Annotated in this window: 10 protein-coding genes; 3 read left to right on the forward strand and 7 right to left on the reverse strand. The window is 52.2% G+C overall.

Features of this window, described 5'->3' with window-relative positions; all coding sequences use genetic code 11:
- Positions 1 to 147 precede the first annotated feature (147 nt).
- Both D6029_RS03110 and D6029_RS03115 read left to right on the forward strand, forming a co-directional pair.
- Positions 148 to 2,091, forward strand: a complete 1,944-nt coding sequence (locus D6029_RS03110; RefSeq protein WP_120063368.1) for an FAD-dependent oxidoreductase — start codon at positions 148 to 150, stop codon at positions 2,089 to 2,091.
- The gene (locus D6029_RS03115) at positions 2,091 to 2,591 is read left to right on the forward strand and encodes a 4Fe-4S dicluster domain-containing protein (RefSeq protein WP_120063369.1); all 501 of its coding nucleotides are present in this window, start codon (positions 2,091 to 2,093) and stop codon (positions 2,589 to 2,591) included. Before D6029_RS03110 ends, D6029_RS03115 begins: the two co-directional genes overlap by 1 nt.
- Positions 2,592 to 2,629: 38 nt before the next feature.
- Here D6029_RS03115 and D6029_RS03120 read toward each other — a convergent pair whose 3' ends face one another.
- The 7 genes from D6029_RS03120 to ygfK form a co-directional block, all read right to left on the reverse strand.
- Complete coding sequence (locus D6029_RS03120; RefSeq protein WP_120063370.1) at positions 2,630 to 3,997, reverse strand: NCS2 family permease; 1,368 nt, start codon at positions 3,995 to 3,997, stop codon at positions 2,630 to 2,632.
- Positions 3,998 to 4,064: 67 nt separating this feature from the next.
- Positions 4,065 to 5,381 (reverse strand): guanine deaminase, encoded by a 1,317-nt coding sequence (guaD, locus tag D6029_RS03125; RefSeq protein ID WP_120063371.1) that lies wholly within the window; start codon positions 5,379 to 5,381, stop codon positions 4,065 to 4,067.
- 26 nt (positions 5,382 to 5,407) lie between these two features.
- Positions 5,408 to 6,802 carry a nucleobase:cation symporter-2 family protein gene (locus tag D6029_RS03130; protein ID WP_120063372.1) on the reverse strand — a complete coding sequence of 465 codons (1,395 nt, stop codon included), beginning with the start codon at positions 6,800 to 6,802 and terminating at the stop codon, positions 5,408 to 5,410.
- Between the two features lie 113 nt (positions 6,803 to 6,915).
- Complete coding sequence (locus tag D6029_RS03135; RefSeq protein WP_120063373.1) at positions 6,916 to 9,783, reverse strand: molybdopterin-dependent oxidoreductase Mo/Fe-S-binding subunit; 2,868 nt, start codon at positions 9,781 to 9,783, stop codon at positions 6,916 to 6,918.
- Positions 9,780 to 10,559: a molybdopterin-dependent oxidoreductase FAD-binding subunit gene (ygfM, locus tag D6029_RS03140; protein ID WP_120063374.1), complete on the reverse strand. Its 780-nt coding sequence runs from the start codon at positions 10,557 to 10,559 to the stop codon at positions 9,780 to 9,782. Before ygfM ends, D6029_RS03135 begins: the two co-directional genes overlap by 4 nt.
- 27 nt (positions 10,560 to 10,586) lie before the next feature.
- Positions 10,587 to 11,915, reverse strand: a complete 1,329-nt coding sequence (ssnA, locus tag D6029_RS03145; protein WP_120063375.1) for a putative aminohydrolase SsnA — start codon at positions 11,913 to 11,915, stop codon at positions 10,587 to 10,589.
- Positions 11,916 to 11,917: 2 nt separating this feature from the next.
- A complete protein-coding gene (gene ygfK, locus D6029_RS03150; RefSeq protein ID WP_120063376.1) occupies positions 11,918 to 15,028 on the reverse strand; it encodes a putative selenate reductase subunit YgfK in 3,111 nt (1,036 codons plus the stop codon).
- A gap of 364 nt (positions 15,029 to 15,392) precedes the next feature.
- Here ygfK and yqeC point away from each other — a divergent pair, with 364 nt between their 5' ends.
- Positions 15,393 to 16,130, forward strand: coding sequence for a selenium cofactor biosynthesis protein YqeC (gene yqeC, locus D6029_RS03155; protein WP_244212366.1), 738 nt, complete (start codon positions 15,393 to 15,395; stop codon positions 16,128 to 16,130).
- Positions 16,131 to 16,132 lie beyond the last annotated feature (2 nt).

The following is a 16,132-nucleotide window of genomic DNA, read 5'->3' on the forward strand; positions in this document are numbered from 1 at the left end:
CGCAGGCAGGATGTTTGTGTCGCCTCAATCGTGGGCGACATTCTTTGCAGTCGATCACAAATTTAGATTTAGTCTGGTTTTCGCCAACAAAATGTCCCTGTTTTTGCATTGCTGCAGATGAGTTCTGGCTTTCAAAAAGGGATGTGAATGAATAAATTTATCGCTGTTGATGCACAGGAGTGCATTGGGTGCCACGTCTGTGAAATTGCTTGCGCCGTGGCACACAATTCGCAGAGCTGGCCAGAGTCGATTGCCGCTTTTCACCCACGCATTGACGTTATTTCCCACCAGCAAAATCATGTTGCTGTCACTTGCCATCATTGCAATAACGCTCCTTGTGTCAGCAGTTGCCCGGTTGGATCATTAACTTACAAAGACAGCCAGGTTCACCTGAACGCCGCGCGTTGCATTGGGTGTAAAAACTGCGTGCTGGCTTGCCCTTTTGGGGCAATAGAAATGGTGAACGCCGGCAATGACGCCATTTATCTGGCGCAAAAATGCGACTTGTGTGAACAAAGCGAAACCGGGCAACCCGCCTGCGTGGCTCATTGCCCGACGAATGCACTAAAACTAATGGATGATCGTGAACTAAAAGACCTGCGATTGCGCCGACAACATTTGACGGTAAGCGGGGGGGCGGCACCTGTTCGTCGCCAGAATCTGTTAGACAAACCCGCCCGTAAAGGGGCCGAAAAGCTCCCCGCTGCACAACGCAAAATACACTTCCAGGAAATTTATCAAGGGTTGTCCAACCTTGATGCCATTAACGAAAGCCAGCGTAGTCTCCATTGCGCGCAAAAAGCGCACTGCAACTGGACGTGTCCGCTGCATAACGCCATTCCTGAACTGTTGCGTTTAGTGGCAGAAGGCAAAATTATCGAAGCGGCGGAATTAAGCCATCAGAGCAGTTCGCTGCCAGAAATTTGCGGGCGAGTCTGCCCGCAAGAGCGGTTGTGCGAAGGAGCATGTACATTAAAGCCACACGCTGGAGCGGTCGCTATCGGCAATATCGAACGTTACATTACAGATACCGCGCTGGCTCAAGGCTGGTGGCCTAAAGTGTCATCAGAAATGAAGACACGTAAAGAGCGGGTGGCTGTGATTGGTGCGGGCCCGGCAGGATTAGGATGCGCCGATATTCTGGCGCGCAGTGGAATTCAGGTCGATGTCTATGACCGCTATCCTGAAATCGGCGGATTGCTCACCTTCGGCATTCCTCCTTTCAAGCTCGACAAACAGTTGCTCGCCACGCGGCGTGAAATCTTTAATTCGATGGGCATTGAGTTTCATCTCAACTGTGAAATAGGGCGCGACATTGCATTTAGCGAACTGCTGTCAAACTACCAGGCCGTGTTTTTAGGGGTTGGCACCTACGATTTAATGCGCGCCGGGCTTGAGCACGAAGATTCACCAGGCGTTGTGCAGGCGCTACCGTTACTGACCGCCAGCGCACGCAGAGTGATGGGGCTTGATGACGATGCCGCCACGCCGTGGATTGAGCTGGAAGGAATGCGGGTGGTGGTGCTCGGGGGTGGTGATACGGCGATGGACTGTTTGCGTACTTCGATACGCCTGTCGGCGGCGAGTGTGACTTGCGCTTATCGTCGCGATGAAGCCAGTATGCCAGGCTCGAAAAAAGAAGTGGTGAATGCCAGGGAAGAAGGCGTGGAGTTTTTGTTTAACGTGCAGCCGCAATTCATTCAACGTAATGACGCTGGTGAAGTGACCGGCATTGGGTTGATTCGCACGCAAATGGGCGAACCCGGTAGCGATGGGCGGCGTCGCCCACAGCCGGTTGCCGGTTCAGAATTTGTGCTTCCCGCCGATGTGCTGGTCATGGCATTTGGTTTCCAGCCACACGCGATGCCATGGCTACAGGCGCACCAGGTGACCTTCGATAAATATGGCCTGATTGAAACCGGACTGGCAGGGCGGTTACCCACTCAAACTCAGCACCCGAAAATATTCGCCGGTGGTGATGCGGTACACGGTGCTGATTTGGTCGTCACGGCTATGGTTGCCGGGCGGCAAGCGGCCCGGGATATTCTGACCACGCTTGAGGACTCTCCCGCCTGCCAGGAGCCATTGTGATGACACAGTTTATTCACGTTAAACCCGAGAGCTGCATTGGTTGCCGCACTTGCGAAATCGCCTGCGACCTGGCACACGGTGAACATCATTCATCGAATGAGCGCTATTTTCACCCCAGGTTACAAGTGATTAAGCTCAGTTCATCAACGCAACCGGTGATGTGCCACCAGTGTGAAAATGCTCCGTGTGTGGCGGTTTGCCCGGTGCGCGCTTTGGTTCAGGAGCAGGGATGCGTGGCCGCTCATGAGGCGTTATGTATCGGCTGTAAAAACTGTGTGATGGCGTGCCCGTTCGGCGCAATCGATATTTCCCTGACGCCTGAAGCAAAGATACACATTGTGAAATGTGATCTTTGCCAGCAGCGCGAAGGTGGCCCGGAATGTGTGAGGGTATGCCCGACGGCGGCACTGGAGAAAACAGATAGTCACGCGGTGGAACAGCAAGCCAGTGCGCGACGTCATGCGGTTGCGTTACAAAGTGCGTTCTTGTCATTGAAATAGCTAAACAAGCGGCCCGATTGCCGAGCCGCTTGTTTCATTCAGATTGCCCATCCACCCGCGTAGAAAATGACTAACACCAGTGCAATCACAACGGTGCCAATATTTAACCGACGCCACTCATTAGAGCACACGCGCCCAACGACCAACGTCACGAATCCCAGCATAATGCCGGTGACAATATTGCAGGTCAGCACGATAAACACGGCGCAAACCAACCCCGACATCGCATCCACAAAGTCATCGAAATCCAGTTTTGCCACATTGCTAAGCATCAACAATCCGACATACATCAGCGCGGGGGCGGTGGCATAGCCGGGGATCAAGAAAGCCAGTGGCGAAAGGAACAGGACGACTAAAAATAGTGCGCCAACCACCACGGCGGTTAGCCCTGTTTTCCCTCCCGCCGCGGTGCCTGCCGCAGATTCGATATAAACCGCCGCAGGAGATGCGCCCACCAACCCGGATAAAATTGAGCTGACGGAGTCTGCGGTTAACGCTTTGCCACCATTGATAATCTGGTTGTTTTCATCCAGCAGATTTGCCTGCCCGGCCACGGCGCGTATCGTCCCGGTGGCATCAAAAACAGCCGTCATCACCAACGCCAGTACGCTTGGCAACACCATCGGTTGTAACGCGCCCATAATGTCGAGGCTAAAAATGAGTGACTTGCCGTCCTCTCCGCTCAGGCTGGGTAACGCGACCAGACCGTGATATTGAACGGCGGGGTCAAAAATCAGGCCGATAATAGAAATGGCGATGATGACCAGTAAAATCCCGCCGGGAACACGCAGTTTTTCAAGCCCCAAAATAACGGCCAGACCGAGTAACGTCATAATGACAGGGAAGGTAGTGAACCCACCGAGTGCCACAGGCAGGCCTTCAATCGGGTTTTTGATCACCAGCCCCACGCCACTGGCGGCAATTAACAACAAAAACAGGCCAATCCCAATGCCTGTCCCGTGAGCAATCCCCATCGGTAGATTACGCAACAGCCAGGTTCGCACCCCCGTTACGGAAATGGCAGTAAACAGCACCCCCATCAGGAACACGGCACCCAAAGCAACGGGAACGCTAATGTGTTGCCCTAATACCAGACTGAATGCCGTAAAGGCGGTGAGTGAAATTGCACAGCCGATCGCCATCGGCAAATTGGCCCACAGCCCCATTAATAATGAGCCGAACCCCGCTATCAGGCAGGTTGCGACAAAGACCGCGCCTGGGGGAAACCCGGCTTTCCCCAACATGCCCGGGACGACTATCACTGAATAAACCATGGCTAAAAATGTAGTGGTGCCTGCCAGCAACTCCTGGCGAACACTGCTGCCGCGCTTTGAAATGCAGAAATAGCGGTCGAGTGCCCCTTTTTCCTGCATTGTTGCTGGTGCATCTGATGAATCGGTCGACATAATTCTTTCCTTATCAATGGTGTAGCAAATAGTTGGAAAGCGTTTCGCTGACGGTTTGTGCTGCTGGCTATGTTCGTTCGTATACCAGTTGACCATCGATGTAAGTGCGATAAATCGAGCGGTCATCGCCCAGCGTTATCATCACGAACAGTTTGTCCATCAGTGAGACGGAGTTGTCATAACGCAGTTGCTGCAACGGCGTGGCGGTTGGCTCGAGTACCACAAAGTCAGCCTCTTTGCCGATGTCGAAATTGCCAATATAACTATCAAGTCCTAATGAATGCGCCCCGCCCAGGGTGGCAAGATAGAAGGCTTCATATGCCGAAAGCCGGTAGCCTTGCAACTGCATCACTTTGTAGGCTTCATTGAGGGTTTGCAGCATATTGAAGGTGGTGCCAGCGCCAATATCGGTGCCAATACCCACCTTGATTTTCTTGCGCCAGGCTTTTTGCAGATTGAATAAACCGCTGCCGAGATACAGGTTGGAGGTTGGGCAGAAAGCAATGGTGGAATCCGTGTCATGCAGACAATCCCATTCCTCTTCCTCGAGGTGAATACAGTGGGCAAAGACGCTGTTTTTACCGGTCAAACCATAGTGATGGTAAACATCGAGGTAGTTTTTGCGCTCCGGGAACAGCTCTTTTACCCAGGCGATTTCGTCTTTGTTTTCACATAAATGGGTGTGAACCCAGGTATCGGGATATTCCTGGCGCAAACGCTGCGCCATCGCCAGTTGTTCAGGCGTTGAGGTCGGCGCAAAACGCGGTGTGATGGCGTACAGAAGGCGGCGATTTTTATGCCAGCGCTCGATTAACGCCTTACTTTCCAGATAGCTACTTTCTGCATCATCAAGCAACCATTCGGGCGCATTCCTGTCCATCATCACCTTACCGGCAATCATGCGCATGTTGATATTGCTTGCGGCTTCAAACAACGCATTGGCGGATTCCGGGTGAACGGTGCCAAACACCAGCGCGGTTGTCGTGCCATTACGCAGAAGTTGCTTAAGGAAAAACGAGGCCATCTCGCGTGCGTATTCCGGGTCTTTATAACGTCGTTCGGTAGGGAAAGTGTGCTTGTTGAGCCACTCAAGCAGTTGTTCGCCATAGGCGCCAACCATTTCACTTTGTGGGTAATGAATATGGGTGTCGATAAAGCCTGGTACGATAAGTTTGCCGCGATAATCACGCACGCGGATTGTTTCCGGGATGCGGGATTTCCCTTCTTCCCAGCTACCAAACCACACCACTTTACCTTCGCTGATTAACAGCAAACCATCTTCAATAAACCGCAGCGCTGACTCAATTTCTTCAGGGTGCGAAATGGTGCGTGTGACATCCAGGAAGTTCCCGCGCACGGCCTTCAGATTTTGTACACCAGTCATTTTTAATCCTTTGTCATTCATTGCAATTATTCCGATTCTTCGCTTACGACCGGGTTTGCATTGCTCTCTTTTTGTCTTAAAGGGATAAGCAAATTCAGGATGATGGCCGTCAGACCACCGGCGCAGATGGGGTTTTCTACCAGCACGAATAGCGATGGCGGCAAAATGCGGAAAACGTCTGGATCGTAGGAAACGCCAAGCCCCAGCCCCAGTGACGTGGCAACAATCAAGGTTTCACGCCGCCGTAGGCCGTTTGAAATGATGATGCGTATCCCGGCGATGGCGATCATCGAGAACATTAGCGTCATCGCACCACCCAATACGGGGGCTGGAATAGTGGTAAAAAAGCGCCCGATAACCGGGAAGAAACCCAGCACAATAAGGATGATGGCAATCACGCGCCCGACATATCGCGACGCGACGCCGGTCATTTGGATAACGCCATTATTTTGCGAAAAGGTGGTTAGCGGCAGTGAACCCAGTGCCGAGGCGATAACTGACACCAGGCCATCGGCCAGCACGCCACCTTTCAGGCGAGACTGGTATTCATCGCCTTCAATGGGCTGGTTTGAAACCATGGCGGTGGCGGTAATTGAGCCTACCGCCTCCAGCACACTGAGGAGGTAAATAGTCCCAACCACCAAAAACTGGGCGATATCAAAGGTAAAACCGAACTTGAAGGGGACAGGTACGGTAATCAGAGGCAGATTATGCATGTTGCTAAAATCCACCATTCCGAGGCACAGCGCGGTGACATACCCGACAATCAACCCAACCGCGATTCCGACCATCCGTAACAGCGGGCTTCGGCAACAGTTAAAGCCAATCACCACTACCAACACCAGCAACCCGACACCAATGTTTTTGTAGTTACCAAAAGTGCCGCTGTGCTTGGCCGAGAACCCGCCACCAAAATCAATAATGCCGACTTTGATCAGGCTTAGACCAATCATCAACACCACGATTCCGCTGACCGTAGGCGTGATGACGCGGCGCAAGGAAGGCAAAATAAATGACGAGCCGACGACCAGAAAGGCACCGACAAAAGAAACCGCCATCATTGAAGAAAGGATCAGCTCCTCATGAAAACCATCTTTCTTCATGGCGCTGCCGAGGGCAATCATGACGGTGACAAAAGAAAAATTAACTGACTGGATAGATAGCAAGCCCGAGCCAATCGGGCCATAGCGATTGACCTGAAGCCAGGTGCCAATACCTGAGGCGATCATTGCCATCGAAACCAGGTAAGTGGTGGTCGCGGTTGAAAGCTGCAATGAGGTGCCGACGATAAGCGCGGGCGTGACCATCGGCACAAAGATAGCTAGCAGGTGCGTGATGGCTCCCACAAAAGATTGGTAAAAGGGAGGTTTATCTTCCAGCGCATAAACCAGTTCAGAGTCGGTATTGCTGATATCAGACATCCGGACACTCCTGTCTCTACAGGTGATGGTGGATGTCGCTTGCGCGAGTCCACCTTTGAACATCAAAACCGAAAGTCGGATAAGCGCCAGCGCCATCCGACACAATGACTGGCTTACAGCCTCCCTAAGGCATGCAATATTTTCTCAGGGGTGAAATGCCATTCTCGTAGCCACACTTTGCAGGCATCGTGAATGGCTATCGCAATAGCGGGAGCGGCACCGTTGACGCCAATTTCTGAGATAGATTTGGCACCGTATGGCCCAACATGGTCCTCGCTCGGCACGAGGAACGCGCGGAAATCACGGGGGATATCGCCGATCATCGGCGCGCCATAAGTGCGAAGGTCGCGCGTCAGTGGGATACCGTTCCCATCATATTGAATCTCTTCAGTCAGGCTGTGCCCGATGGCGCGCATTGATGCGCCATAGATTTGCCCTAAAGCCAGGTCCGGGTTGATTGGCGTTCCACAATCGAGCAAGGCATAAAACTTGTTGAGTTTGATTTCACCGGTTCGCGTGTTGACGGCAACTTCCGCAAAGTTCGCCCCAAACGGGAAGGCGAAGTTAGGCGTGATGTAACTGGCGGTGGCGACCAATGTCCCAAACCCGGTTCCGGTTTCTGCTTTGTGGGCGATTTGCGCAAAACTGACTTCGCCCTGCTTACCTTTCACTATTCCCGGTGCAATCACTTGCACATCTTCCAGCGGTTCTCCCAACATCTGCGCGCCGTGGAAGAGTATTTTCTCGCGTAAATTTTCAGCGGCATTTTTCGCCGCATTACCGGAGAAACAGGTGCCCGAAGAGGCGTAAGCGCCTTTATCAAACAGGGAATGGTCGGTGTCGCCGGAAATAACGTGAACATCCGACAGCGGGCAACACAACACTTCAGCGGAAAGTTTACCGACAACGGTATCAAGCCCGGTTCCGATATCTGCGCCACCAGAGTGAACGATAAACGTCCCGTCCGATTCCAGTTTGATCATGCAGTTGGCCTGGTCAATATCTGGAATACCGGATTTCTGCATAATAATTGCCACGCCGCGCCCGGTGTGCCAGTCGCCGTTGACCGGTTTTGGTGAATCCCATTCGATGAGCTGGCGGCCTTTGCGTAAAATAGGTTCCAGTGCGCAACTGGCGGCGGTTGGAGTGGAAGTCGGCATTTTCCCTTCGCCAATTGCGCCGAGGATTTTCAGTTCCTGGCCTTCGCGTACCCGGTTAATTTCCACCATATCTAACTGGTCAATACCCAGTTTTTCAGCCAGTTCGGCCATCGCCATCGTCAGCGCAAAATTCCCTTTTGGTGCGCCATAGCCTTGATATGCCCCGGTTGGGCAAATATTGCTGTAGTAAGTGGTGACCTGGAAATCAACGTTGTCGCACGGATAGAGCGGCAGCGATAGCGCTGGCCCGTTACATGGCACTGTAAGCGCATGGTTGCCGTAAGGCCCTGTATTGGCTCTGAAATCCATCTTGATAGCGGTCAGGCGGCCATCTTTGGTCGCGCCCATTTTCACCGTAACTTTGGCGACGTGGCGTGAAGTGTTAGCGATGAACTCTTCTTCGCGGGTGTAGTGGAAATACACCGGACGCCCGGTGACGCAGGTCGCCCAGGCACAAACCTCTTCCAGTAAAATGTCCTGCTTAGACCCGAAGCCACCGCCGACGCGCTCTTTGATGACATGGACTTTATGTTGTTTTAACCCCACTAAACGCGCGACCTGGCGGCGCAAGTGCCACGGAACCTGGGTTGAGGCGTGGATAACCAGGCGGTCGCCCTCCATGTAGGTGTAGCAAACGTGGGTTTCTGTCGGGCACTGCTGCACCTGTTTTGACTCATAGGTGCGTTCGATAATCACGTCGGCATCGGCAAAGCCTTTTTCTACGTCACCAATGCGCCCGTGAATGCTGGCGGCGATGTTTTTTTCCGGGCGAGCACCAATAGGGAAATTGATAATCATGTGTTCGTCACGCCCGGCGGCCTGGCGGTTCTGCGCTTCCAGGTCTGCTGGCGCACCGTTCACGTAAACTACTTTTTCGTCATGAACACGTGGGGCATTTTCTGCCATCGCTTCGTCAATCGACATCACCGGTTTTAACACCTGGTATTCAACGTCAATTAACTTGAGGGCGGCGAGGGCTGTCTCTTCGTTTTCGGCGACCACCGCGGCAACGCGATCGCCAACGTGGCGCAGTTTCAGTCCAAACATTCTGCGGTCAAGCGGCGACGGTTCCGGCGCACTTTGCCCGCCAGGCGTGTAGTAAATATCCGGGCAGTTTTTGTGTGTGATGACATGAACCACACCCGGCAACGCCTCCGCTTTGCTGACATCCAGATGGGTAATTAACGCGTGCGGATGCGGGCTGCGCAGCATCTTCACCACACAGGCATTTTCAGGAACACGGTCTTCTACATAACAAGGTTTAGCTTGCACCATGTTTGCCGCATCTGTTTTAGGATGCCTTTTACCAATAACAGCGAGGTCATGGCGGAAGGTAGGAACGGCTGTTGATTGATGGGTGGGGTCAGTCAAACGTGCTTTTGCCAGCTCTATCACTTCATAGAATTGCTGGTAACCGGCATCCCGGCTGAAGAGTCCGGAGAGCGCATCATCAATATCTTCACGTGTGGGTGACGCAATACGTTCCAGTAAATCGGTCAGAATTAGCGCGGCGGCAGGATCGTTGTAGCCTGATTGCACAACGCCGGTATCCACCATCGCTTGTTGCACAAGGCTTAACTCATTCCAGCGGCCAAGAGATTCGGCGGTTTTTATCTCACAGCCTTCGAGTTGACCGGCAATCAATAGCGAGGCGTTAACAATGACCCCATTGCACAAAATGGCATCGGAACCGGCAAAGCCAAAACCGTCATCACTATTGCGCACCGAGTGCATACCCAGCCCGAACAATAGCTTCTGCACATTTTGCCCAACACATTCAATTTCGCGGGGTATTCCGTTGAGTGTAAAGTGAATCATCATTTCATTACCTCATCTTCCTGCTGGCAGTCGGTAAGCAGATCGGCGACCAAAACGCCGGCAATATGACGTTTAAACGCTTCGCTACCGGATAAATCTGCGCGTGGGTAAATTGCCTCGCTCACGGCTTTTTCCAGTGCATGACCTTCCAGTGCCAGCGATTCGACGTCGCGCAACCTGATGGGCTTTTCAGCCACGCCATCCAGGGCGATACGGATTTCTTCATTTTCAGTGATGGCAACGGCGGCGGTCACCACCGCCCAGCCACCGGCAGAACGGCTGAATTTACGTGTGGCGCAGCGACGGAAAGGATCGTGAATAATCACTTCGACCAATAAGCGATCGCCGGGCGTTTGCAAATACTCTTCCAGCGTTAAGAATTCGCCATCGGCAAACAGCAGCTCAGTCTCTAGCACCAGCAACAGCGGAATAAGCACCGATTCGGCCTGACGTGCGGCAATTTCGCCGCCCAACGTTGCCTGGTTACGAACGTGGCGGGAATAGACAAATCCCAGTGCGTCGTGCAGCGCTTGTGGAATAAACACGGTGTCGCGCAGTTTTTGCAGAGTGATCAGCGAGCCAATACGCAACGTGCCGTTGTCCCAGTCAACTTCGTCGAGCGGCAGACCCTGCAAGGAAATGGCCACGCAGCATTCTGTGCGCGTGGGCGTGGCATTAAGTTTGCTGCCGCCCGCCATCCATACCGCGTTCTCTTTATAGTGCTGCTTCAGTTCCATCGCTTGCTCAATGGACGTGACGCGGAAAAATTGCTTAATCATGTTTTCCTCTCTTTTCTCGAGCACTGATTAATTTTTAGAATCCATACGTCGCCACATTTTTGCCGCGACTTTTCTCGCTTCGGCATAAATCGGTTCACAGTCAAAGGCAAACTGACGGTCTTCATAAACCATCACGCCATCAATCATCACGCTATGAACGCTCGACGAGCCCATGCCGAACGCCAGGTGTCCACCGATGTTTTCGGCTTGTAGTGGCGTTGGCGATAAGTAATCACAAATGGTGAGGTCAGCTTTGTAGCCCGCAGCCAGACAGCCAAACTTCGCGTTAAAGTTGCGGGCTAACAGTGAATTGCCGTTCCACAAATAGCGGGTGAAGCTGTCTGGCCACAATGGGCCACCGGCGTCGCGGTGTTTGAAAAAGGCGAACTTCATCTCTTCAAACATATCTGAGCCAATACCGTCCGTACCGAGTGCCAGGTTGTGGTATTCGGCAAGCTGATGGTTGTAGCCAACATGGTTATTCATGTTGGATCGCGCGTTGTGAACCAGGAATCCGTCTTTTTCGTTGAGCAGGCGAATATCTTCTTTAGAAAGATAAAGACCGTGAGCGATCAGCGTCTTACTGTTGAGTAAGTCGAATTCATTGAGGCGCACCAGCAGATCTTTGCCGTATTTGTCATGGCTATGAGAGACATCGTATTTGTCTTCGGCGGCATGAATATGCAGGCCACGGCCAGTTAATTTAACCGCGCCTGAAAGCATCGCCAGCCCGGCATCCGGCACCGTAAATGGGGCATGCGCCCCAATATGAGCTTCAACCAGATAGCGTTCTTTTCCCGCGCTACGGGCGTTATCAATGAGCCGAGCAAAATTAACGTTTTCTTCGATGCCTGCTTCCAGCTCTTCCATTCCACCGTTGCGATCGGTTGTTTCAAAACAGGTCATGCCGCGTAGACCGGCTTTCAGGAAAGCGTTGCGCAAAGTGCTGAGCGAACCGGCGATGTAATGCGGCGACGCGTGGTGATCGATAACTGACGTACAGCCACTTTTAATGGCTTCGAGTGCGCAAATCAGCCCGCTGTAATACAGCGATTCTTCGTCGAGGGCGCGGTCTAGCCGCCACCACAGATTCTTCAGCGTTGAGATAAAGTCCGGGCAGGGCGGGATTTGCGCCATGATGCCGCGCGACAATCCCGAGTAAAAATGGTTATGCGCGCAGACGATACCGGGCATTACGATGCGCCCGTGCATTTCTTTCACCGCCGCCATGGGATATTGCCCGGTGAGTGCCGGGCCGACGCTCACTATCTCGCTACCTTCAATCGCAATATCAACATGCTCTTGCACTTGCGCCGGAGAAAACTGCACGGCAGTAACATTCTTCAGAATCAACATAATCAGGCCTCCACTTTCCCTAACAGGTAGCGATGATGTTTATGTACATGGCTGATAATTTTGCAGACATCGCCAAGCTCGTGTGGGATCTGGTGGAATTGACTGTCATCGTTGAGGGTTAACTGCCACTCCTGCTTATGCAGGCGAATGCTGATGTCATTGCCATCAACGTAGAAGCCAGGATTGCGGCTGTTGGAGAAGTCTTCCGGCAGGCTGAATACCGTTAATTTGTCGGTATATGGTTTGCCCTGCCACGGGCAGAATTGTGCGCAGTTGCCGCATTCATTGCAGAAAGCATCGAGGTGCAGCGTCTGGAAACGGTTCTGGAAACCAGGAACCGCAATAGAAACGTTGGCGCGGTTTGGGCAAACATCGACGCATTTACTACAGACGTAGTTGCATTCCAGGCAGCGTTCGGCCTCTTGTTTCACAAAGTTATTGCGGTCGTTTTTGCTCACCAGATTGACGGCAATCTTGCCTTTGCGCTGATACACCTGCTGCGGATCGACATTGCTGAAGTATTTGTCAGCGTGCCGTGAATGAATGTTCTCGCGATACAAAATGGCATCAGTCGCGCGCCGCGCGGTGCCGATAGCCGCCACAATTGAAGACGGGCCACTTTGCACATCACCAATCAGGAACAGGCCAGGTTTGGTGGTTTCGCCGGTGGCAGAGGCCACCGCAGGCCAGCCTTGTTCATCAAGCGGAACCCCCATCGCGGCCAGCGCTTCACAATCTTGCTGCTCGCCAATGGCGGTAATTAAGGCGGTGAAATGCAAGGTTTCGGTTTTATCAGAAGCCACCGGGCGGCGGCGGCCTGAGCTGTCGGCTTCGCCTAATTCCATCTTCCGTACGGTTAATGCGCCATCTTCGGCAAAGTGCTCCGGGTTCGTCAGGAACATAAATTTCACGCCATCTTCCAGCGCTTCTTCATACTCCTCGCGCCAGGCGGGCATTTCGCTGGCGGTGCGGCGATACAGCACGGTCACGTCTGTCACGCCCGGCACACGCAATGCAGCGCGCGCGCAGTCCATCGCAGTGTTGCCCGCGCCCACTACAGCAACGTGCTGACCGAGATTCAGTTTCACGCCGAGATTGTAGTCACGCAGGAAGGGGAGAGATTTGTAGACATTGCGGTTGTTTCCAGCCAGCTTCACGCCGCTGTTTTTATCCGTCCCGGTGCCGACCAGAACATAGTGGAAACCGTCATTTTGCAGTTGTTCAAAGGTCAAATCGGGCGAGCAGTTATATTCAAACTTCACGCCGTGGGCGGCGATAAAATCAATATCATGCTGGATAAGTTCACCCGGAATACGGAACTGTGGGATCACGTTTTTGACCACGCCGCCCGCATTAGCTTCACGTTCGAATATTGTGACCTGATGCCCGGCGCGAGCCAGGAAGTAGCCTGCGGAAAGCCCGGCAGGGCCTGCGCCAATCACAGCAACCGGGTGGCGATCGCCCGATCCGGCAGGTTTATGCCAGCGCTGTTTGTAACCTTCCCAACCTTTTTCCAGTGCGACCTTTTTGAGCTCACGGATATTCAGTGCGCTGTCATAATCCAGGCGCGTACAGTTGCTTTGGCACTGGTGGTCGCAAATATGGCCGGTGATAGCCGGGAGCGCATTGCGTTGGTAAATCACTTCCAGCGCATCGGTATAACGCCCTTCGCCCATCAGGCGGATGTACTCAGGAATATCTTGTTTTACGGCGCAGGCGGTGACGCAAGGTGCGACATAGCAATCGGTGAGGGGCAACGGGCCGCCCGCATCAATCTTATCTTCGGACTTCCAGTGTTTTTGCGTGTACTCCATGCTGATAGCGCGCTTTGCCAGCGCTTCAAGACGCTCAACGTCAACCTGCATCAGCGAAGCAGCATTGGATTTTTCCAGCTCCTGCATGCAGTCGAGCATCCGTAAATAGCCGCCTGGTTTGAGCAAATCAGTAGCCATCGTGATGGGGCGAATACCGGTTTCAAAAATATCGCGAACAGTGAATCGACTGGCCCCGCCGGAATAGGAAATGGGCAGCAGACCCTTAAAGGCTCGGGAAAGAACCGCCGCGACGTTTATCGACAGTGGGAACAGGGCGCGTCCCGACATGTACATTTCTTCGCCCGGTAACGCGCCTTTATTATTGATAGTGCCTAAGGTGTTGGTTAATTTAACCCCGAATCCGAGCTGCTTTTCTTTCGCCAGCGCCATGAGTCGTTCGAGCATTTCCAGCGCCTGCTGGAGTTTCAGATCATGGCCAAATGACTCTTCCTTCAGCCCGATATAGTCAAAGCCACAGGTGTCCAGAATCTCTCTGACGCGCTGATAACCGAGCAGCGTAGGGTTGAGTTTGACGAAGGTATTCAGGTTTTTTTCTTCAAGCATGTAGCGGCAAATGGCTTCGATTTCGTCTGGAGGACAGCCATGCATGGTCGAGAGGGTAACGCCTTTGACCAGCGTTGCGGGGATGGACTCCGCAAGCTTTGCCAGCTCAGATTGACGTTCCGCCAGTAACGCGAAGCGGTTAATGAAAGCATCGTTTTGTAGCCACTGTTGCAGAATTTTGCGGTAACGTGCGAAATCGGGATGCGCCGAGGAATCCATCATCGAATGTATAAATTGCTGCATTGGCGGCTGGCGTATTCCCTCGAGGTTGTAACCGACACTCATATTGAAGATAAATGACTTCTGCGCACCGGCTGGCTGGGGTGAGAAGACCTTTTCCAGCAAATGGAGAATGAACCAGGCTTTAAGATATTCGTCGTAGGCTTTTGGCAGGGTAAATTCAGTTGACCATTCGGTATTAAAGGCTTCGTCTTCGGCATCAATACACGGTTTTTCGAGCTCAAGCCGGTCAAGAATTTGCACGGTTTTCAGTTCGATAAAACGCCCACCGGTTAACCAGGAGACAACAATATTCTGGGCTAATTGCGTATGAGGGCCAGCAGCAGGGCCGATCGGCGTTTCACAGGTTTCACCAAAAACATGAAATGTGGATGGGGAGTTTGCCCGATAAAACTGTTGAGCCGGAATTCCAAAGATTGAATTGCTCTGCTGAAACTCATCGAAAATTCGCGTCAATAGTTCCTCGAACGGAACAGGACGCATAATATCTCCCATGACACTCTCCTTGCGACAATTTATAGAGGGGTAGCGCTTGTGGTCTGGCTACAGAAATAATTAGTTGGATTTGTGCAAATATCGCGCCAGAGAAAAGCATTGAGGTTATTAAGGATAATAATTGCGAGCTGCTTCTAATATTTATATTGCTTTGTGAAACACTTCACACACGTCTGGCTTGAGAATGGTTATCAATAATAAATCTTTGTTTAAGATGAATTTATTTGTCTTTTATTGATTCTCATAAATAGAAATAAAATATCATTTTGATAAACGCAGTGGAGAAAAAATGCTTAATTCCTGCATCCCCGAACCTTTAAATTCACTTTTGGAAAATAAGAATAAACCTGATCAGAAAACCGCAGTGGTCAGCATTGTCGGGGCTGGAGGGAAAACGAGTACCTTATTTTGGCTGGCACGTGAATGTATTCGCATTGGCCAGCGAGTGATTATTAGCACCACGACGCAGATGTATTTACCTGAAGAAAACATTCCCGTTCTGTTGTGCCACTCACCTGAAACGCTCCCTGATGCCGCTTTTTCTGCTCCCTGTGTTGCCTGCTTTGCAGGCTGGAACGCTGAAAAGGGGAAAGTGCTGGGTTTTGCGCCGCCACAAATCGACGCGTTGGCAAAGCGCAATATTGCCGATGTCCTTCTGATAGAAGCTGACGGGGCTCACGGTTTTCCGCTTAAAGCGCCAGCTTTGCACGAACCTTGCATAGCTGATAGCAGCGATTTCGTTATTGCTGTCATGGGTGGAGAAGCCATGGCGCAGCCTGTTGGGCCGCAAAATGTTCACCGCTGGCCTTTGTTTAGCGCAATAACGGGCTTGCAGGCGGGGGATCTTCTGGGCGCTGAAGCCTTGCAGCGTTTTATTAATCATTCGCAGGGGATGTTTAAACAGGCTCCACCGCAGGCGAAACGTATCTGGCTGATAAATAAAAGTTCTCATATTGAGAATCTCACCGACGTTCTGCCAGAACTTCTCAGCAGTGCCGGACTTGATGCGATCTGGCTTGGGTCCGTTAAAGAATTTCCACCGATAGCACACGTGTTACAGCGCGATGAATGCGCAGTTACGGATAAAAATCTGTTGAGGTAATC

The sequence above is a fragment of the Buttiauxella izardii genome (assembly GCF_003601925.1).
In the GTDB taxonomy this organism is placed as follows: domain Bacteria; phylum Pseudomonadota; class Gammaproteobacteria; order Enterobacterales; family Enterobacteriaceae; genus Buttiauxella; species Buttiauxella izardii.

Excerpts from the sequence above, each read along its gene's own strand:
- D6029_RS03110 (WP_120063368.1), top strand. The coding sequence starts at position 148 with ATGAATAAATTTATCGCTGTTGATGCACAGGAGTGCATTGGGTGCCAC.
- D6029_RS03115 (WP_120063369.1), top strand. The coding sequence starts at position 2,091 with ATGACACAGTTTATTCACGTTAAACCCGAGAGCTGCATTGGTTGCCGC.
- D6029_RS03120 (WP_120063370.1), bottom strand. The coding sequence starts at position 3,997 with ATGTCGACCGATTCATCAGATGCACCAGCAACAATGCAGGAAAAAGGG.
- guaD (WP_120063371.1), bottom strand. The coding sequence starts at position 5,381 with ATGACTGGTGTACAAAATCTGAAGGCCGTGCGCGGGAACTTCCTGGAT.
- D6029_RS03130 (WP_120063372.1), bottom strand. The coding sequence starts at position 6,802 with ATGTCTGATATCAGCAATACCGACTCTGAACTGGTTTATGCGCTGGAA.
- D6029_RS03135 (WP_120063373.1), bottom strand. The coding sequence starts at position 9,783 with ATGATGATTCACTTTACACTCAACGGAATACCCCGCGAAATTGAATGT.
- ygfM (WP_120063374.1), bottom strand. The coding sequence starts at position 10,559 with ATGATTAAGCAATTTTTCCGCGTCACGTCCATTGAGCAAGCGATGGAA.
- ssnA (WP_120063375.1), bottom strand. The coding sequence starts at position 11,915 with ATGTTGATTCTGAAGAATGTTACTGCCGTGCAGTTTTCTCCGGCGCAA.
- ygfK (WP_120063376.1), bottom strand. The coding sequence starts at position 15,028 with ATGGGAGATATTATGCGTCCTGTTCCGTTCGAGGAACTATTGACGCGA.